The 20,971-nt window shown below is 55.4% G+C and carries 14 protein-coding genes; 13 read left to right on the forward strand and 1 reads right to left on the reverse strand.

Translation table 11 applies throughout. The features are described 5' to 3' along the window. Window position 1 precedes the first annotated feature (1 nt). A complete protein-coding gene (gene sprA / locus HMPREF2890_RS07390) occupies window positions 2-6,007 on the forward strand; it encodes a T9SS outer membrane translocon Sov/SprA (protein WP_070467167.1) in 6,006 nt (2,001 codons plus the stop codon). A gap of 13 nt (window positions 6,008-6,020) precedes the next feature. On the opposite strand, the gene HMPREF2890_RS07395 is transcribed toward sprA, so the two are convergent. Further along, window positions 6,021-6,500 (reverse strand): Lrp/AsnC family transcriptional regulator, encoded by a 480-nt coding sequence (locus tag HMPREF2890_RS07395; protein ID WP_070467169.1) that lies wholly within the window; start codon window positions 6,498-6,500, stop codon window positions 6,021-6,023. A gap of 341 nt (window positions 6,501-6,841) precedes the next feature. Here HMPREF2890_RS07395 and nspC point away from each other — a divergent pair, with 341 nt between their 5' ends. From nspC to HMPREF2890_RS07455, 12 genes are all read left to right on the forward strand, one after another. After that, window positions 6,842-7,996 (forward strand): carboxynorspermidine decarboxylase, encoded by a 1,155-nt coding sequence (gene nspC / locus HMPREF2890_RS07400; RefSeq protein WP_070467171.1) that lies wholly within the window; start codon window positions 6,842-6,844, stop codon window positions 7,994-7,996. 12 nt (window positions 7,997-8,008) lie between these two features. After that, window positions 8,009-8,968, forward strand: a complete 960-nt coding sequence (ftsY, locus tag HMPREF2890_RS07405) for a signal recognition particle-docking protein FtsY (protein WP_070467172.1) — start codon at window positions 8,009-8,011, stop codon at window positions 8,966-8,968. Between the two features lie 11 nt (window positions 8,969-8,979). Continuing rightward, a complete protein-coding gene (rimO, locus tag HMPREF2890_RS07410; protein ID WP_070467173.1) occupies window positions 8,980-10,284 on the forward strand; it encodes a 30S ribosomal protein S12 methylthiotransferase RimO in 1,305 nt (434 codons plus the stop codon). Further along, window positions 10,281-12,557: a GH92 family glycosyl hydrolase gene (locus HMPREF2890_RS07415; protein ID WP_070467175.1), complete on the forward strand. Its 2,277-nt coding sequence runs from the start codon at window positions 10,281-10,283 to the stop codon at window positions 12,555-12,557. The genes rimO and HMPREF2890_RS07415 overlap by 4 nt, the downstream gene beginning before the upstream one ends. Before the next feature lie 95 nt (window positions 12,558-12,652). Continuing rightward, entirely contained in the window at window positions 12,653-13,651 is a 999-nt protein-coding gene (locus HMPREF2890_RS07420; RefSeq protein ID WP_070467176.1) for an AAA family ATPase, read from the forward strand. 11 nt (window positions 13,652-13,662) lie between these two features. Then, a complete protein-coding gene (locus tag HMPREF2890_RS07425; RefSeq protein ID WP_070467178.1) occupies window positions 13,663-14,535 on the forward strand; it encodes a DUF58 domain-containing protein in 873 nt (290 codons plus the stop codon). Continuing rightward, window positions 14,535-15,542, forward strand: a complete 1,008-nt coding sequence (locus HMPREF2890_RS07430) for a hypothetical protein (protein WP_070467180.1) — start codon at window positions 14,535-14,537, stop codon at window positions 15,540-15,542. The genes HMPREF2890_RS07425 and HMPREF2890_RS07430 overlap by 1 nt, the downstream gene beginning before the upstream one ends. Further along, a complete protein-coding gene (locus HMPREF2890_RS07435; protein WP_070467182.1) occupies window positions 15,539-16,519 on the forward strand; it encodes a vWA domain-containing protein in 981 nt (326 codons plus the stop codon). Before HMPREF2890_RS07430 ends, HMPREF2890_RS07435 begins: the two co-directional genes overlap by 4 nt. A gap of 12 nt (window positions 16,520-16,531) precedes the next feature. Further along, window positions 16,532-17,566 (forward strand): vWA domain-containing protein, encoded by a 1,035-nt coding sequence (locus HMPREF2890_RS07440; protein ID WP_070467184.1) that lies wholly within the window; start codon window positions 16,532-16,534, stop codon window positions 17,564-17,566. After that, window positions 17,553-18,266 (forward strand): tetratricopeptide repeat protein, encoded by a 714-nt coding sequence (locus tag HMPREF2890_RS07445; RefSeq protein ID WP_070467186.1) that lies wholly within the window; start codon window positions 17,553-17,555, stop codon window positions 18,264-18,266. Before HMPREF2890_RS07440 ends, HMPREF2890_RS07445 begins: the two co-directional genes overlap by 14 nt. A gap of 6 nt (window positions 18,267-18,272) precedes the next feature. Next, entirely contained in the window at window positions 18,273-20,126 is a 1,854-nt protein-coding gene (locus HMPREF2890_RS07450; RefSeq protein ID WP_070467188.1) for a BatD family protein, read from the forward strand. After that, entirely contained in the window at window positions 20,126-20,971 is an 846-nt protein-coding gene (locus HMPREF2890_RS07455; RefSeq protein WP_083289882.1) for a tetratricopeptide repeat protein, read from the forward strand. The genes HMPREF2890_RS07450 and HMPREF2890_RS07455 overlap by 1 nt, the downstream gene beginning before the upstream one ends.

Consider the following 20,971-nt stretch of genomic DNA (forward strand, 5'->3'; position numbering starts at 1 on the left):
GATGAAGGGCTGCCTGAACCTCATGCTCTGCGTGGCCGGACTGCTGCTCTCGGCGTCAGCACTCGCACAGCAGCTGCCGAGCGATAGCGTGAGTAACGCCCCTCCCCGGCTCAGAGTCGTGACGAATGGCTCAGTCACCCTCTCGGCCGGCAGGTCGACGATATGGGAGGATAATCCTCTCCTGCCTCAGAGCTATCGCAAGAGGACAATGCCGATACTGGAGCAGCAGAGCAATCTGCACGCCAATGTGAGGTATGGTGACCGCCTGTGGCTAGACCTTGACTACAATACCGATAGGGGGCTCAGCTCATCCAAGAATAGACTGCGCCTCGGGTATAAGGGAGGGAAATACGAGATGCTGCAGTCCCTCCAAGCGGGCAACATTTCTTTCCGAAGCCACAACCCACTCATCTCCACACCATCCAACCTCTTCGGTGTCTCGGGCGACCTCTGGATGGGACCTCTGCAGCTACGCTTCCTCACCTCGATACAGAGAGATAATGTCAGGCGGATGACCATCAGACGGGGTAAGCAAGTGTACCCTTTTGATCTGAAAAGCTCCGACTATGAGGTCAATAAGCACTTCTTCCTGTCGGAGTTTTTTGCACAGAAATACGATAAGGCGCTCCGGCAGTTGCCCTTGGTGGAGAGTGATATCAAGATCTTGCGTGTCTCCGTCTGGATCGAGTCTGCCGGTATCGCGGATAATGGAGGTAGGGCACACAGAGTGGCTGCTTATCGGTCTCTTAGTTTGGAGAAGGAGACCCCACCGGAGGGGCAGGGCCAGGGTGAGGTCTCCGAGATCCCCTATGCCGTGCGACTGGATGAGGAGAGCTATGAGGTCAATCCGATCCTGGGCTTCATCTCGCTCAGGTTTCCTCTCTCGGACAGCAAGCGGCTCGCTGTCTCCTACGAGTACCAGTATCAGGGGAAGAGGATCCGTGTCGGCTCCTTTGATGCAGATAGTTCGGGTACGATCACAGCGGCACTTCTGGCAGATCGGGACAAGTCCCCCTCATCCGACCTTTGGCCTCTGATGATGAAGAACGGCTACTCCATCGGAGCAACCGGTCGACTTGATGGTGCTGAGGACTTAGACGTGAAGCTAAGCTACATAGAGCCCGGTACAGGAGTGGCTACCGAGATGACTCCATCCGGAGAGACCTGGATGAAGTGGATGGGCTTAGATGTGCGTGACAGTAGGGGCATAGGTGGGGTGAGTGATGGGCAGCTTGACTATACTCCGGGGGTGACGGTGAGTGAGGAGATGGGCACACTTTTCATCCCGAGGAGAGAGCCGTTTCGATCTCTCCCCGATGGGTATGAGCCCTATGAGATTCTATATACTGGGAGCCCGACCAGGGCCAAGGAGCGTCAGGATCTGGATCGATTTAGGATCACGGGCTCGGTCTCAGCGAGGTCGCAAGAGACGGTCAAGATCGGCCACCGCATCCCGAGAGGGAGCATCACTGCGACGCAGGGCGGTCGAGCGCTGATAGAGGGGGCCGACTTTACAGTCGACTACGAGCAGGGCGAGCTGAGAGTCCTAAGCACCTCAGACGAGCCGATAGAGATCACCATCCCTCAGGAGTCGCAGACGGAAGTCAAGCGGAAGTCCCTCTTCGGACTTGAGGCTGAGCTTGCACTTGCTTACCGCCTGACCCTCGGAGCCAGTCTATATGGTTACGTGGAGGATTGTGGGGGAGAAAAGATGCGGATCGGTCAGGAGGACTTGCGAAATACGATCCTGGGTACTCACCTCACGTACGACTACTCCTCTCGAAAGCTGTCTCGATGGCTCTCCCGCTTTGCAACCATCTCGGAAGAGATCCCCGTTTCGCTCAGAGCAAAGATGGCTTATGCTCACTTGATCTCCGACTACAATACCTCCGGAGGCAGAGAGGCGATCATTGTGGATGACTTTGAGGACGGTGGCACGGCTGTCGACCTGACCTCCTCGCTGCGGTGGCAGCTGTCGACACTGAGAGAGAGCAGTGCCGAATGCAGAGCCCACTTAGCGTGGTTCAATGTAGACCCTCTCTTGGTACGAGAGGGGGCACCCGGTCAGCCGACCGGGCTCAGTCGCCGCCCCGACCTGAGACAAAGTCCCCTCGTGCGCGAGTATCGAGTTGAGGAGCTCTTCCCCGGCAGAGACCCGGACCAGCTGACCACTCAGATCATCGAAATGCTAAACCTCTCGTACTATCCGGATGAGCGCGGCCCCTACAACTATCGCACAGAGGGCTGGACGTCGGATGGCAAGCTTGCTCGACCTCACGACAACTGGGCATCCATCGTATCACCTCTGGAGATAAGGGACTTGGAGAAGGAGCGCATCACCTCCATTGAGCTCTGGGTATTGGATCCTTTCTCCATTCGTCCCGATGTCCCGGAGGGGGATTTGATGCTCGATCTTGGTAGATTTTCTGAGGAGGTCATCCCGGATGGCGCTCTCGACTTTGAGAGTGACCTGCCCAAGGTGACTACCCCCCACGGTCGGCGATCGGAGACGCTCCCTTCGTCCCGCTCTTTCTCCTCTCAGAGCATTGATGAGCAGGATGTCGGCTTGGACGGTATTTCCTCGTCGGATGAGCAGGTCCTCTTTGCCTCGTACCTCAAGTCTGTCGCTACCCACATTGATCCACAAGCGTGGAGTGTGGACGGAGTTCGGCTACCCGGTTCGCCGCTTGATGACCCCTCCGGTGATGACTACCACTTCTACCTCGGGGAATACTGGGATAGGGTGGAGGCGGACATACTGAGCAGGTATAAGTATATCAATGGTACGGAGGGAAATTCGTTGCCGCGGCTCATCCAGGGGCACCAGTCGGCACGGACCGATCTGCCGGATAGTGAGGACCTCAATGGCGATGGAGTGCTATCCACTGCTGATGGCTACTTTCGCTACCACTTGCCGGTGACAAATGAGGCGCTCCGTCCCGGAGGAAAGTGGTACTCCGGGGAGGTGGAGATCCGAGAGGAGGACGGGCGCTCCTCAAGGTGGGTCAAGCTTACCATCCCACTCTCTAAGTACGATGCCGCCTCCGGAGCTCACCCCACAATGCAAGATGTGGAGGCGGTTCGGCTCACCCTACAGCACTTCGATACGCCGATACACCTCAGGTGCGCCTCCCTCCGGCTCATCTCCTCGCCCTGGCAGCGCTACACCTCGGTCATTGATCCCGACCGGTCCAATGCTGAGCTGACCTTGCAGACCCACAGCCTTGAGGAGGACTCGGGCAGATCCCCCATTCCCTACGTCTCCCCTAAGGGAGTAGTCCGTGACCGGAGGCGTGGCACCCTTTCCTTGGCTCGCTATGATGAGAAGGCGCTTGCCCTCTCGATCCCAAGTATGGAGAAGGACGAGGTGGCAGCAGTCTATCGGGCTACCGATCTTGACCTGCGCCACTACCGGTATCTTACACTTCATACCCATGCCGAGGGAGAAGTAAGGGATCGGGATCTTGAGCTCTTTGTCCGACTGGGATCGGACTACTCCGCCAATTATTACGAGTATCGTCTCCCCCTGATGGTGACCCCAAGGAGAGACTACAGCAGGATGAGCACCTCGGAGAAGCAGGACTTGATCTGGCCCCTCTCCAATGTCCTACAGATCGATCTTAGCGAATTGACCGGACTGAAGCAGGAGCGTGCCTCTCAGGGAACTCTTGATAAGAGGGAGCTCTACACACGAGGCAGAGTCTCAATCAAGGGCTATCCCTCTCTCGGCAACCTCTCAGCTATCTTGATCGGTGTTAGAAACAGGGGCAGTGGGCGCATCAGTGCAGAGGTGTGGGTCAATGAGCTCACCGTCTCAGGCGCCGGTCAAATGGGTGGCAGTGCTTGGCTCACCGACATACAGGCGACGCTCTCCGACCTTGGTTCCGCCAGTCTTAAGGTTGGCGGTCAGTCCGGTGGCTATGGCGACATACGAAATGATGTCCGTCTCCGGCAGCAACTCACACAAACCTATATTGACCTGGAGACTATGCTGGAGCTGGGTAAGCTTCTACCTCGAGAGTGGGGTATCCAAGCGCCTGTCCGATACACATTTCTTGAGAATAAAAGGACACCGCGCTATGATCCCTACGACACTGATCTGCCCTACCGAGGGAGGGAACCCATTTACCTCGAGTGTGCTGATCATCTCAGCCTCAGCAACTGGAGAGTGAGTCCTGAGGGAGAGCCACTCACCTCGGGTGATAAGTCAAGGTCCGATCTCACTTTCTCCTACGACCTCACCCATCATCAGCGCAAGGATCCCCGAGTGATAGAGGAGAAAAATAGACGGATGCACACCACCATAGACTACCGGGCAGAGGGGGGCGATGGGGATTACCTCAGGCTCCATAGTGGCTGGAGTCGAGTGGACAATACGTCCCTCATGCCCACACCCGGGGAGGAGAAGGAGCAGTCCGCTCAAGTTTATCGGAATTGGCTCTGGGACCGCTCTTTGGGCATCAAGTGGTCGCCTGTCGACTTTGGCTCACTCACCATCCACAGCAATACTTTTGCTCTCATTGACAATATCCCTCCGGAAGTCGCCCAAGGGGAGAGTGACCTCTCTTTCCGGCTATTCACGGACCAGATCCTCCGCTCCATTGTCTCACTTGGCACTACCGACAGGTATCAGGGGCGCTACAGCATCACACTTCATACCCCGAGTATGCGCCACTCCCTCCTGTCGCCACTGTACGCCAGTCTATCCTATAGCGGAGACTACAGCTGGAGTCGAGGTGTCGTGGCGGGCGACCGGTCGAGCGGCCACACGATCAAGAATAATGGACGCCTTGATCTCCAAGCACGGTACGACCTCAGCAAGGCATCCAAGCGGGTGGGGGAGCTTCGGCTGAGATACAGTCACGATGGCGGGAGTATGATCCCCGGCTTCCTGCCCGAGGCCGGCAAGATCTTTGGTTTCGGACATCAGGGACAAGTGCTGTCCCCCACGATCGGCTATATGCTTAGCATCAGCGACTATGCGGGTGAGATAGGTCATGCGGTACGGTCTCGCTGGATAATGGACGATAGCTCTCTCAGTCGCCTTCCCTCCTACTTTGTCAAGGACGATCTCTCCTGCGCTCTGAGCCTGCAACCGGTCCGAGGACTTTCTGTAGAGCTCTTCCTCACTCAGACGAAGAGCAACTCCTATATATGTAGCAGCATCACCGGAGATGTAGTTGATATGAGCGGACGGCTCACGATGTCCACCATTGGGCTTCGAGGCGATCGGACGGAACTACTGTTAAGAGAGTTGGCGGAAAACCCAACCACCGAGCAGGCCATTGACCGCTTCGCATCCGGATATCTCGTCAGTCCCAAAATGCAGCGGGGCTTACCCTCGTCGCTCAATCTTCTTCCCAACTGGCTCCTCACGATCGACCTCGCTTCGCTCTCTGACGCCGTGCGATCGCTTACACCCCAACTCCTGATCAAGCATCAGTACAGAGGACTCCTTGAGCTCCCCGACTACCGCCTGAGGAGCGACACCGGGAGCGGCGCACCATACGATCTTCAGACGATCACCACCACCGATCTCTTCAGCCCTCTGCTGGGGCTTGACACCTCCGTCGGCAAGAGCCTCACGCTCTCAGCAGCGTATGTCCTCCGTAAGTCGCACTCCATCCTCACGGAGAGTCTCAGACTCCTCTCCCAAACCGATCGGAGGTGTGACGTCTCACTCCGGTATCAACTCAAGCTTCCTGCCCTTATTCGGTCAAGCCTCCCCTTGTTGTCCTCCACCTCTACCAACCTTGAGAGTAGCCTTGGGTACTCCTTTACGCACACATCGCTGGAGGAGGCAGACCTCAGACGCTCCACTCAAAACAGGCTGCGGGGACTTGACACCCACAGCCTAAGACTGACGCTGGACTATCACTGCTCTCGGAGCCTCTCCATCAGAGGGTTTTGGAGAGAGGATATACGTACCCCCCTCGTCACCGGTCGGCAGTACCCCTACCGCAAGTCTTCCTACGGAGCCATGCTACTGCTTACCCTCCATCCCTGAGTGCCGGGGAGTCTCACTCGTCAATATTTTTCAGCGGGAGTGCCGGTGTCTGCTTGACTACGCCCAGCACAAAGACACTGTCGAGGCTACCGATGCTGTCGATCGTGCCGAGCTTGTTGAGTACAAAATTCTGGTACTCTGACATATCATGGACAAGGATCTTCACCATGAAGTCATAGTCCCCCGAAGTATTGTAGCACTCAACCACCTCGTCGAAGTCAACGATCTTGCTCATAAAGTCCTGTCCCATCTCCTGTGCGTGCTTCTTAAGCTTGATGTTGCACCACACCTGGATGTTATTTCCCGTCTTCTGAGGGCTCAGGATGGCAGCGTACCTCACGATGTATCCCTCCTGCTCCAGCTTGCGCTGTCGCTCAAAGACCGGTGACTGAGAGAGCCCGACGCGGTTGGCAAGCTCCTTAGTGGTCATCTTCCCATTTTGCTGAAGCTCCTTAAGGATCTTGATGTCGATATTATCTAATGTGTGACTCATAAAAAGATGGTTGATTTAGATGATGGCAAAGGGTAATTGTTCTTTACTGAGACAAAAATAAGCAATTCTTTCTCACCGACCGAATTCTTATGCTTCCGCTGTAGATGAGATGTCTATTAGCCCCTCGAGAGTCTGTTGGCAGACGACGGAAAATCCCCCAACGTCAGGCTCAATTCTTTTATCGATATTAGAGATCACTAATATCGGTATTAGATTGATGGTGTCTTCTCCTGAAAAAAGCACACCGCTGATTGACTTTGTATAGGTGTGTCCTGCAGGCTTTTTCAGCACGTCTGGTGACCTCTTATGGGGCGACCTCAATAAATTGGTACCTTTGAGTAATGAAGGAATGCTATCACAATATACCATCTCCATCGTATGTGATGGAGGAGACGCTCCTGAGACGCAATCTGGAGCTGATACGATGCGTGTCGGTCGAGGCGGACGTGGAGATCATACTTGCCTTTAAGGCTTTTGCTCTCTGGAAGACCTTCCCGATATTTAGGGAATACATCAGTGGCACTACTGCCAGCTCCCTGTCGGAGGCGCGGCTGGGCTACGAGGAGATGGGCTCCCTGACCCATACCTATGCTCCGGTCTATCGTCCGGATGAGATGGAGGAGATATTGCGCTGCAGCAGCCATATCACCTTCAATTCTCTCTCCCAATTTGACCACTGGTATCCCACGGTTCGCGACTATGCTGGGCATTCGATCAGCTGTGGACTCAGGCTTAATCCTGAGTACAGCGAGATCGAGACCGACCTCTACAATCCCGCCTCACCGGACTCAAGACTGGGCGTGCCGCTTGCCGACCTGCCTGACGAACTGCCGGTCGGGATCGAGGGGATCCACATCCACTCGCATTGCGAGGACGACTCGCACACCTTTGCGCGCTCGCTTGGCGTGATCGAGGAGAAGTTTGGTCGCTATCTCGAGCGAGCTAAGTGGGTCAATTTTGGGGGCGGTCACCTGATGACGCGGAAGGACTACGATGTGGAGCTGCTGATCAGGCTCCTCACCGACTTCCATCACCGCTATCCTCACCTGCGGGTGATCCTGGAGCCGGGGAGTGCCTTTGCTTGGCAGACCGGACCACTCATCACAACGATCCTCGATCGGGTGACCCATGGTGGAGTCACCACGCTGATGATTGATGCCTCCTTCTCCTGCCATATGCCCGACTGCCTCGAGATGCCGTATCAGCCTGTCATCCGGGGAGCCTCCATGGTACAAGACGAGGAGCATGCGTATGGCCCTTACCGTGTGGGTGGCAACAGCTGCCTCAGCGGGGATGTGATGGGCGACTGGTACCTTGACCATGAGCCGGTGGTGGGGGAGCGGCTGATATTCGAGGATATGATACACTACACGACGGTGAAGACGACTATGTTCAATGGCATCTCTCACCCCTCTATTTACCTACTCCACAGCGATGGTACACCGGAGCTGCTGCGAGCCTATGGGTATGAGGATTACAAGACAAGAATGGATTAAAGATATTGAGCGATGGGATTTTTTGGATTATTCTCTAAGAAAAAGAAAGAGACACTGGACACCGGTCTGGAGAAGACGAAGCAGAGCTTCTTCGACAAGCTCTCCCACTCCGTAGCGGGGAAGTCCAAGGTGGATGACGAGGTACTTGACAAGCTCGAGGAGACACTCATCACCAGTGACGTGGGCGTGGAGACGACGCTGAAGATCATTGACCGGATCGAGAAGCGTGTCGCTCAGGATAAGTATGTGGGCACCGGGGAGCTCAATCGACTGCTTAAGGAGGAGATTGCGGCACTCCTCGCTGAGAATGAGACGGAGGATGGCACCTCCTTTGACCTCTCCAAGCAGGTCAAGCCCTACGTGATCCTCGTCGTGGGGGTCAATGGCGTGGGTAAGACCACCACCGTCGGCAAGCTCGCCTATCAGTATAAGAGTGAGGGGCTTAATGTGGTGCTTGGGGCTGCGGATACCTTCCGCGCTGCGGCCATTGAGCAGCTGGAGATCTGGGGAGAGCGCGTCGGTGTCCCGGTCATCAAGCAGAAGATGGGCTCCGACCCGGCCTCCGTTGCCTACGATACCGTTGAGCACGGCAAGGCCAATGGTGCAGACGTGATTATCATCGACACTGCCGGGAGGCTTCACAATAGGGTGGGGCTGATGAATGAGCTCTCGAAGATCCGCAAAGTGGTGCAGAAGGTTCATCCGGAGGCACCGCAGGAGATCCTGCTGGTGCTGGACGGCTCCACCGGGCAGAATGCCTTTGAGCAGGCCAAGCAATTTACCGAGGCGACCGACGTCAATACCCTCGCCATTACTAAGCTGGATGGTACTGCCAAGGGTGGGGTGGTGATTGGTATTTCGGACCAATTCAAGATCCCGGTCAAGTATATCGGTCTCGGAGAGCAGATGACCGACCTGCAGCTCTTCAATAAGGAGGAGTTCGTGGACTCCCTGTTTGAGGGTTCGCTCTGACAGCTCGGCTTATGCGGAAGAATAGGGTAGACGTCATCACCATGGGCTGCTCCAAGAATCTGATTGACTCGGAGCGGCTTATGAGACAATTTGCGGAGAGTGGCTACACGGTCTGCCATAACCCCGAGAAGGTCGAGGGCGAGATCGTGGTGGTCAATACTTGTGGCTTCATCGAGAGTGCCAAGAAGGAGAGCATTGATATGATCCTCGAGGTGGTCTCCGGTAAGTCCTCGGGGCAGGTGGGGCAGGTCTATGTCATGGGCTGTCTCAGTGAGCGATACCGGGAGGAGCTGAGGGAGGCTATCCCGGAGCTGGATGGGATATATGGGAAATTTGACTGGAAGGATCTGATCAGTCACCTTGGGAAGGCATACCACACTATTGTCGCTGACTCCCGCCTGACGACCACGCCGGATCACTATGCTTTCCTGAAGATTGCGGAGGGCTGCAGTCGGCACTGCGCCTACTGTGCCATCCCGATCATTACCGGCAAGCACATTTCCCGACCGGAGGAGGAGATCCTCGAGGAGGTGAGAGGATTGGCTGCCTCGGGGGTGAAGGAGCTGCTCGTCATAGCTCAGGATCTCACCTACTACGGGCGGGATCTCTATGGGGAGCCACGACTGCCAGGGTTGATCGAGAAGATCTGTCAAGTCGGTGGGATCGAGTGGGTGAGACTCCACTATGGCTATCCAGCACAATTCCCGATGGATCTCCTGAGGGTGATGCGCGAGCAACCCAAGGTCTGTAAGTATCTCGATATTGCCCTCCAGCACGCCTCTGACCATATGCTCAGAGTGATGCGACGGGGAGTGACCCGTCGGGAGACGGAGGAGCTCCTACGCCGTATGCGCGAGGAGGTCCCAGGCATAGCGATCCGGACCACCCTGATGGTAGGCCATCCGGAGGAGACGGATGCGGACTTTGAGGAGCTTATGGACTTTGTCAGAGAGCAGCGATTTGAGCGCATGGGTGCCTTTATGTACTCCCATGAGGAGGGGACTTACGACTACCTTCACTACAGCGACAATGTCCCGCAGGAGGTCAAGGAGGAACGCTATGATCGCTTGATGACCCTGCAGCAGGAGATTGCCATAGAGACGGCGGAATCAATGGTGGGTAAGACGTTCAGGGTGCTGGTAGACCGAGCTGAGGAGGGACACTATGTCGGTCGGACGGAGTACGACTCGCCTGATGTGGATCCCGAGGTGATCCTTTCGGGAGAGACAAGAGTGGGGGAGTTTTGTCAGGTACGTATCACCGGCACTGCCGACTATGACCTTGTCGGTGAGGTGCTAAGCTTAGAGTCCAAATGATTAGACGCACGCTCTCTTTTGCATCCCTTTTCATCCTCCTCTCTGTCGGTCTCTTTGCCCAAGAGCCGGTGGACTATGTCCAAGTGCTGATGGGTACCGACAGCAGTCATGATCTCTCCGCCGGAAATACCTATCCCGTGATTGCTCGACCTTGGGGAATGAACGCCTGGACCCCCCTGACGGGTAAGATGAGCGATGGGTGGCAGTACACCTATGACGCACAGAAGATCAGGGGCTTCAAGCAGACCCACCAGCCCAGTCCATGGATGAATGACTATGGTCAGCTGGTCCTGATGCCTACGACTGACAAACCCTCTCCAGATCAGGACGAGAGGGCATCGTGGTTCTCTCACTTCTCAGAGGTAGCTACTCCCTACAGCTATCGTGTCTATCTGGCAGACTACGACACCCGGGTGACGATGGTGCCGACTGAGCGGGCGGCAAGGTTTCGGATCAACTACCCTGAGGGGCGGACGCCTTACCTTGTCCTTGATGCTCTCGATGGAGGATCAGCGATCACTGTGGACGAAAAGGCGCAGACCATTACCGGGTACAGCAGCAAGAATAGTGGCGGGGTGGCGGACAACTTTAGGTGCCACTTTGTCGTGAAGACGAACCGCCCCTTCCGACTACACCATGTATACAAGGAGGGTCAGGAGGTGGACTCTCCTCAGGCGAAGGGAGACCACGTCTCAGCCGTGCTTGCTTTTGAGGAAGGCGCAACGGTTGAGCTGGTCGTTTCCTCCTCTTTTGTCAGCCCGAGACAGGCGGAGCTCAACCAGCGAGAGGCGGTTTCAAAGGGTATCGACGAGCTGGAGCAGGAGGGACGAGACCTGTGGAATAGCCTCCTCGGGCGCATCCGGGTGGAGGGAAAGAGTGTCGATCATATGAGGACCTTCTACTCCACGCTCTACAGGTGCCTGCTCTTCCCACGTCGTCTCTACGAGTACGATGAGTCCGGCAGAAAGGTCCACTACAGTCCTTACGACGGGCAGGTCCATGAGGGGTATCTCTATGGCGACACCGGCTTTTGGGACACATTCAGGGCACTATTCCCGCTCCTCAATCTACTATACCCTGAGGAGGCTGCAAATATGCAGGCGGGTCTCGTGAGTGCTTACCGCGAGAGCGGTTTTCTGCCCGAGTGGTCCAGCCCGGGACATCGAGACATCATGGTGGGAAATAACTCCGCCTCGGTCGTCGCCGACGGCTATCTCACCGGCCTGAGAGGCTACGACGTGGAGGCACTGTGGGATGCCGTCACCCATGGCGCTCATGCTGTCCACCCTAAGGTATCCGCGACCGGACGCCTTGGGTGGGAGTGGTATGACCGTCTCGGCTATGTCCCCTCCGATGTGGGGATTAATGAGAGTGCTGCGCGTACGCTTGAGTATGCTTACGATGACTGGTGCATCTGGAGGCTCGGCAAGGCACTGGAGAAGAGTGATGATGAGCTGAGACCCTATGTGAGGGCAGCTACGAACTATCGCCATCTCTATGACCCCACGCACAAGCTGATGCGTGGTCGTCTGAAGGATGGCACGCCCGCCCCTGACTTCAATCCGCTTAAGTGGGGAGGGGACTTTACCGAGGGTAACTCTTGGCACTACACTTGGTCTGTCTTTCACGATCCACAGGGGCTGATCGACCTGATGGGTGGCAGAGAACCATTCGTACAGATGCTTGACTCCGTCTTTTCTCTCCCCCCGATCTTTGACGAGGGCTACTATGGCTTTGTCATACACGAGATCCGCGAGATGCAGGTGATGGGGATGGGCAATTACGCCCACGGCAATCAGCCGATCCAGCATATGATCTATCTCTACAACTACGCCGGTAAGCCTTGGAAGACTCAGTATCTGGTTCGTGAGGTGATGGATCGCTTCTATGCAGCACGACCGGATGGCTACTGCGGGGATGAGGACAATGGGCAGACCTCTGCCTGGTATGTCTTCTCGGCACTCGGGTTTTACCCCGTCTGTCCCGGCTCGCTCCAGTATGTGATCGGCTCACCGCTTTTTGATAGGGTGACGATAAGTCTCCCTGAGGGAAAGGAACTCTCTATCGAGGCGATAGGTAATGGTCCCAGTTGCCGATACGTAGATGCCATGCAGATCGGTGACAAGGTCTTGGATCGAAATTATCTGACGATGGATGAAATCCGAAGGGGTGGCGTGCTAAGGTTTCAGATGAGCAATCAGCCTAATATGAAGAGGGGAATTTCGCTTTCAGCGACCCCGTACTCCTTTTCACGTGACTGCAGCGTTAAGTAAGATTATCAGTTGTTTCGGCAGGGGTTGGGGCGAAATCGGTATATTTGTGGCTGTTTGAGAGGGAGGCTTAGGTAGATAATATAGTAAGATTAGATATGGAACAACCAAGCGTAGATATCAGGGCACTGACGGAGATGATTGAGCGTGAGAGCGGTTTTCTCACCCTCATTGATGAGGGGATGAATCGTGTCATCGTTGGGCAAAAGCATCTTCGGGAATCGCTTCTCATAGGGTTACTTGCAGACGGGCACATCCTCCTGGAGGGTGTCCCCGGATTGGCGAAGACCCTTGCGATCAAGACTCTGTCGGAGCTTATTGACTCTGACTTTAGCCGGATCCAGTTCACTCCCGACCTTCTCCCGGCAGATGTCATCGGCACTCAGATCTATAGTCAGCGGTCTGAGACCTTCAGCGTGAAGAAGGGACCGATATTTGCCAACTTTGTGCTCGCCGATGAGATCAATCGTGCTCCTGCCAAGGTGCAGAGTGCACTGCTTGAAGCGATGCAGGAGCGTCAGGTGACGATCGCTGATCAGACCTTTGAGCTGCCACGCCCATTCCTCGTCATGGCCACTCAAAACCCGATCGACCAGGAGGGAACCTACTCCCTACCGGAGGCACAGAGTGACCGCTTTATGCTCAAGGTGCTGGTAGGCTATCCTACCAAGGAGGAGGAGAGCCGTATCGTGACGGAGCAGATCAAGGCTACGCCGGCCGAGGTACGTCCCGTGGTCTCCGGTGATCAGATCCTAAAGGCTCGGGAGATCGTGCATCAGGTCTACCTCGATGAGAAGATCAATAAATACATCATTGATATCGTCTTTGCTTCCCGCTTCCCGGGCGATGCCGGGCTGGATAGCCTTAGGGGGATGATAAGCTATGGCGCATCACCGCGTGCCTCGATCAACCTTGCCCTCGCTGCGAGAGCCTACGCCTTTATCAAGCACCGCGGCTTCGTCATCCCGGAGGACGTGCGAGCTGTCTGTCACGATGTGATGCGTCACCGTATCGGGCTTAGCTACGAGGCTGAGGCAGAAAATCTCAAGACAGATGAGGTGATCACAGAGATACTCAATAAGGTACAGGTGCCCTAAGCGGAGAGGTGATGGATACACAGGAGTTGCTAAAGAGACTCCGAAGGATCGAGATCAAGTCGAGTCGTCTGTCGGAGGATATCTTCTCCGGCGCGTATCGCTCAGCCTTCAAGGGGCGAGGTATGTCCTTTAGCGAAGTGAGAGAGTACCAGCCGGGGGATGATGTGCGGGATATCGACTGGAATGTCACCGCTCGATATGCTCGCCCTTACGTCAAGGTCTACGAGGAGGAGCGCGAGCTGACTATGATCCTCCTCGTAGATATCTCAAGGAGTGAGCACTTCGGTACCGTGGGTATGACGAAGCGGCAAAGAGTGGCGGAGATCGCCGGCACGCTCGCCTTTAGTACCATAAAGAATAATGATAATGTCGGTGTGATCTTCTACTCCGATAGGGTGGAGAAGTATATCCCACCATCTAAGGGTCACAAGCACGTGCTGACAATCCTCTCTGAGATCCTTTCTATCGAACCTGAGGGGTCGGGGACTGATATATCCGTGGCTCTGCGCTTTGCACACAATGTACAGCGCAAGAGCTGCACACTCTTTCTCCTCTCTGACTTTATCGATGGGAGTGACTATGCCAAGACTCTGGCAGTGGTGCGTAACAAGCATGACCTGCTCGCCATGCAGGTCTACGATCCCCACGAGGCAGAGTTGCCGATGGTCGGACTGCTGCGCGTCAAGGATGCGGAGACAGGTGAGGTGCGTATGATCGACAGCTCCTCTAAGTCCGTCCGGAAGCAGTATCGTGACTACTGGCAGGAGCTCACCGTCAAGCTGAGGGAGACCTTCAGTAAGTACAATATCGGATATGCGAGCGTGTCGACATCGGAGGACTATGTCCCGAGACTGCAGCGACTCTTTACTCACCCTCGGATCTGATGACTGATATAGATATGGTCCATCGTCTCCGGCATTGTCGCCTGATTGCCCTCCTTCTGCTCGCTTGTGTGTGCGGAAGCGCTTTCGCACAGGATGAGGTGCGTGTGATCCCGAAATTAGAGCCGACGAAGATCCTGATTGGTGAGCAGACCACTCTTAGTGTGAGTGTCGTCGCCCCAGCGGATAGGGAGGTCCAGCTCGCTCTGCCTGCAGACACTTTGGTCTCAGGGGTGGAGATCTTGGGTGTTGCCACCGGCGATACAACGATGATCAGTGACCGACTGCGTCAGATCGTCTACGAGGTGACGCTCACCTCCTTTGACTCCGCCTCTTACACGCTTGAGCACATTGCAGCGATAGTTGCGGACAAGCCCGTGGAGGCACAGGATCAGCCGATCCTTATGGTCGGTACTGTACCTGTAGACCTTGACCACCCGGATGAGATCAAGGACATCAAGCCCCAGTGGCTGGCGGACTTTGTCCTCTGGGACTACCTCTACTATGTGGCACTCTTCTACGCTCTTCTGAGTCTCATCGCCTTGCTCTTCGTCTCGGTCGCTTACTTTGTAAGTCGTCGGAAGAAGGGAGCCGAGGCAGAGTCTACCATTGTCCGGGAGCCACTCCGCGATCCCTACGAGGAGGCGGTGGAGGAGCTGACGAAGCTCAAGGACGAGAAACTCTGGGAGAGCGATCAAGTGAAGGAGTACTACACCGAGATGTCAGATATTCTGCGTCGCTACCTCAAGCGGGTCTATGGCTTTGAGACCGGTGAGAAGACCTCGTCGGAGATCCTTGAGCTCTTCCGCTCTCACATCGGGCGTGAGCGTATGTATGATGACCTAAGTCGGATCCTGACTACTGCCGATCTGGCGAAGTTTGCCAAGTACCGACCGGAGATGGGGGAGAATGTTGGACTCCTGAGTGCCTCTCGAGCTTTTGTCGAGGAGCATAGGCCGAAGGTTGAGACTAAGGAGGAGGATAAGGATAAGAAAGAGGACAAACTATGACATTTGCACATCCTTGGTTTTTTCTCCTCCTGCTGCTCCTGCCGCTTTTCGTCTACCTGTATCTACGTAGGCAGAAGCGTCCGGCCACCTTTACGCTGAGCACCGCCAATGCCTTCCGCGGTATGCGTCGCAGTATACGCTCGCGCCTAACGTGGATCCCCTTTGCCCTTTTGCTCATCGCCTACTCATGTATGGTGGCGGCACTTGCCCGCCCGCAGAGCTTTAGTAGCAAGTCGTCCAGTGAGACGGAGGGCATCAATATTATGATGGCCCTGGATATCTCGGGGAGTATGCTTGCCCGGGACCTGCAGCCCAATCGCGTAGAGGCAGCAAAGGCGGTAGCCGGTGAGTTTATCTCCTCTCGCGAGCATGACAACATCGGCTTGGTGATCTTTGCCGGAGAGAGCTTTACCCAGTGCCCCCTCACTACAGACCACGCCATCCTACTCAGTCTCCTTGGTCAGGTGGACATAGGACTGCTGGAGGACGGAACGGCCATCGGTGATGGTCTTGCCACCGCAGTGAGCCGACTTAAGGATCAGAAGGGTGATAGTAAGGTGGTGATTCTCCTTACCGATGGAACCAATAACGCCGGAACCATTGACCCCATGACGGCGGCTGAGATCGCGAAAAGCTTTGGGATAAGGGTCTACACTATCGCCGTTGGCACGATGGGGCAGGCTCCCTATCCTGTGATGACGGACTTCGGCATCGAGTATCAGATGATGCCGGTGGAGATCGATGAGAGCTCCCTTCGGACCATCGCTGAGACCACCGGTGGTACTTTCTTCAGAGCCACGGACAACACCAGCCTTGAGGAGATCTACGACCAGATCGATCAGATGGAGAAGATCAAGCTGGAGGTACATAACTACACGGAGAAGTCTGAGCACTTTATGCCGTGGCTCTGTGTCGCCCTGCTCTGCCTATTTGGGGCGATCCTCTTGAGGACGACCGCCTTCCGTACGATGCCGTGATATACTGAGGATATGCGATTTTTATACCCCTACATACTGCTTTTGCTTGTACCTCTCTCGCTCCTCTTGGTGTGGGCATTCCTGAGGATAAGGAGGGACAAGAAGATGCTTAAGAACTTCGGTGAGACAGAGCTGGTTCGCCAGCTGATGCCCGATCTCTCTCTGAGGCGTAAGCTGACAAAGGACATTCTCCTCATCGCAGCCGGAATGCTCGTCGTAGTGGCGCTTGCCCGCCCACAAGTGGGATCAAAGCCGGAGAAGGTAAAGCTGGAGGGTGTCGAGATGATCGTTGCTCTCGATCTCTCCAATTCTATGCTTGCCAAGGACGTTACCCCGAGCCGTCTCACGTTAGCCAAGAACATTGTGTCTCGTATGACGGACCAGTTGGCTAATAACAAGATCGGTCTGATTTACTTCGCCGGCGAAGCCTACATCCAGCTACCGATCACATCGGACTTCGTCTCCGCCAAGATGTTTCTGCAGTCCGCTGATCCCAGCCTCATAGCTGCTCAGGGGACCGCCATTGGTGAGGCGATTAAGCTGGCGACCAGAGGCTTTTCATCAGACAAGGAGGTGAAGAAAGCACTGGTGCTGATCACCGATGCGGAGAATCTTGATGGTGATGTGGAGGAGGCTCTCCGGGCAGCTAAGGAGAAAGGGATCCTCATCTCCGTACTCGGTGTCGGGACAGAGGAGGGTGCACCGATACCGATGGGGAATGGTGAGTATCTGACGGACGAAGAGGGTAAGGTGGTCGTTACTCGCCTTAATCAGCAGCTCGCCAAGCAGATTGCTGAGACTGCCGATGGGGTCTACATCCATGCTCAGGACGTCTCCGGAGCGGTCCGACTGCTCAAGAAGAGCCTCGACAGACTGCAGAAGTCGGATATGAGTACCACCATCTACCGATCTTATGTGGACGTCTATTACTACTTCCTGATACCGGCGCTACTACTGCTCATGATAGACCTGCTGATGCTGGATCATAAGAATAGGCTCCTTAGGCGGTTTAATATCTTTGATATAAAGCGTGATGATGAGAAGTAAGTACTTGCTGTCGATCCTCTTTGCCACTCTCTTTTGTCTCCCTCTTTGGGGGCAGAAGCAGGTCCGGGACCTGACCCGCAGCGGCAATAAGCTCTATCGCTCCAAGGAGTACTCCAAGGCTGAGATAGACTACCGCAAGGCTCTTGAGGTCAATAAGAGTGACCGCACCACGATCTTCAATCTTGCCAATGTCCTCTACCGGACCGATCGTGGGGAGGAGGCCGGTAAGCTCTACCAGTCTCTTGCTCCGCACCTCTCCTTACTCTCGCCCACAGAGGCGGCCGATCTGACCCACAACGCCGGCAACACCGCTTTCCGAGCCAAGCAGCTGGAGCAGGCGATCGAGTACTACAAGGAGTCACTTCGTAGGCGCCCCTCCGATGAGGACACGCGCTACAACCTCGCTCTCGCTCAGAAGCTACTGGAGGATCAGAAAAAGAATGGCGGTGGTGGTCAGGATCAGAAGCAAGATCAGGATAAGGATCAGCAGAAAGATCAGCAGCAGGATCAGCAGAAAGATCAGCAAAAGGATCAGCAGAAAGATCAGCAGAAGCAACCTCAGCAGCCCAATCAAGATCAGATGTCTCAAGAGACTGCCAATAGGATCCTCCAAGCCCTACAGAAGGATGAGAAGAATACTCGGCAGAAGCTCGAGCAGGCTCAGCAGCAGAGAGGGCGCAGTCGTCGTAAGAATTGGTAATCTACTATGTCTCGTAGAGTATTTCATATAATCGCAAGCCTCCTCGTCCTCTCCCTGACTGCTCAGGCGGCGGATAAGGTGACTGTACGGGTCTCACCGCCCCAGGAAGCGGTCGTCGGGGAGCCCTTTAGGATCCAGCTGATCGTGAGTGACAAGGCGTCCGATCCTCAGTGGACCTTCCCATCAGGATTAGAGGTCCTGTATGGACCTGCCGTGAGCCGATCCTCGAGTACCAGCATCATCAATGGTAAGATGTCCCGCTCCTCCTCCACCTCATTTACCTACACTCTGATGGCAGATCATGCCGGCTCCTACAGTCTCCCCTCCGCTACGGTAAAGGTCGGAGGCGCCACCTATCGATCAGGTGCTACGACCTTCAAGGTCTACGAACCGTCAGCCGTCTCTCCCGGTGCCTCAGGGTCAAGTGTGTCCGGCGATGATGGGGAAGGTAAGGGGAAGATCTCCGAGGCTGAGGCGGTCCACCTGAGCAATGATGCCCTGCAGGTGGTGGCTAATGTGAGTAAGACGACCGTCTATGAGCAGGAGGCTCTACTCGTCACCTACAAGCTCTACTCAAGATACCAAGGGATCCAGATTGAGAGCGCCAACTTCCCTGAGTACGATGGATTTGTCAAGCAGGAAATCCCACAGAGTGGTCCGCTGCAGCTTGACATAGAGCAGTATCGGGGCAAAAATTACTATACTGTGACGCTCCTCCGTCAGCTTCTCTTCCCTCAAAAGCCCGGTAAGCTCAGCGTCCCCTCAGGTTCCTTCGGTCTTCTTGTGACTGTTCCCTCGCAGAATAATGATCCCGATGACTTCTTCTCCGGTTTCTTTGACTCCTACCAGAGGGTTCGGAAAAAAGTGACCACCAAGCCCTTTACGGTCAATGTAAAGCCCCTCCCTACACCTAAGCCCGATGACTTTACAGGAGCTGTCGGCAACTTTAAGCTCACCTCCGATGGCCTTCACCAGTCTGCGAAGACCGGTGAGAGTGTACAGATGAAGCTGACTCTCAGCGGCGAGGGAAATCTCAAGCTGTCCACCCTCCCTGAGGTGCAGTGGCCCGAGGGATTTGAGGTCTATGATCCCCAGGAGGAGGACGACATCCAGGTCACAGCGGGAGGGGCATCCGGATGGAAGTCCATTGAGTACTTCGCCATCCCGAGGTACGAGGGTACTTATACCATACCCGAGGTTACCTTCTCCTACTTTGACCCTAACACCGGGTCCTACAAGCGTGAAGTGATCCCCGCACAAAAGATCCAGGTAGAGAAAGGCAACGGATCGGCAGTGTCGGATGGCTCTGCCTTCGGTAGCCGTGATGCCCTCAAGCGCTTGGGTAACGACATTCGTTACCTCAAGCCGACCGGCAGTCTTACCCATCTTTCACGAGTCAGCCTTAGGACATACTGGCTGCTCTATGGGGTGGTACTCCTTGTCGGAGTGATCGCTTTCTTCCTCATTCGCACCCGTAGGGCGGGATCGGTCGAGAACTCCCACAACCGCGCCCGTCGCGCCGGCAAGATGGCGCGTAAGTATCTCAAGCTGGCAGAGAAGGAGCGTGCCAAGGGCGACAATATGGCCTACTACGAGGCACTCCTCAATGGTCTCAATAGCTACCTCTGTGCCAAGCTCCACATTCCGCCCTCTGATCTCTCCAAGGAGCGTATTGCTGAGGTCATGCGAGCTAATGGCTTGTCCGATGAGCTGGTGAGCCGGACCCTCTCCGTACAGTCAGACCTTGAGCTGGCCCGCTTTGCACCCTCTGAGGAGGGAGGGCTAAGGGATGAGCTCTACAAGACCTCATCGGAGGTCATTGATGGCATTGAGGCCTCTAAAATCAAGATCATAGACTGATGAAGCGACTACTGATACTTCCCATCCTTCTCCTCTCTATTGTCCTCAGTGGAGTTGCCTCTGCTCAGGAGACGGCTCCTGCAGACAGCACCGGTGTCGTGACACCCACTGATAGTGCAGTCTCCTCGACTGACATCAAGAGATTGATGGATGAGGCTGCGACTGCGTATGGTGAGCAAAAGTACAGCCTCGCCATATCGATCTACGAGAAGTGCCTAAGTCTCTCGTCTGAGCCCTCTGCCGAGCTGTACTACAACCTCGGCTGTGCCTACTATAAGGATGGTCAGCTATCCAGCGCCATCCTTAGTCTCGAGCGAGCCTACAGGCTGGATCCCTCAGACGCTGACACCCGCTACAACCTTGCCTTCCTCGCAGACCATACGGCCGAGAAGGTAGAGCAGCCCCGATCACAGATGCTCTCGCGGATGATGGCTGGGATGACCCACTGGTTCTCTTTGCCGGTATGGATGAGTCTTGCCTTTGGCTCCTTCGTGATCTTTGTCCTTCTCATTTTCCTCTTTGCCTACGGACGTAGCGAGGCTAAGAGGCGGATAGGCTTCTATGCCGGGTTAGTCGCTCTCGTGCTGTGTGTGGTCCTCAATCTCTTTGTGTATCGATCTTATCGGTTTATCACCGATCGCTCTGAGGCGATCCTCACGGCCCCTGTGATCACCCTGCAGAGCTCACCCGACTCCTCGTCGCAGGACATCGCAGTGGTGCACGAGGGACATAAGGTGAGGGTACTAGATAGAGTAGGGGGCTACGCTGAGATACGACTTGCTGACGGGACGGTCGGCTGGGTCCCCGAGGAGACCTTTGACTTAATCAACGACTTTAGCAACTGA

Origin of the sequence: Porphyromonas sp. HMSC065F10 (genome assembly GCF_001808555.1) — a bacterium.
Classification (GTDB): Bacteria; Bacteroidota; Bacteroidia; order Bacteroidales; family Porphyromonadaceae; genus Porphyromonas_A.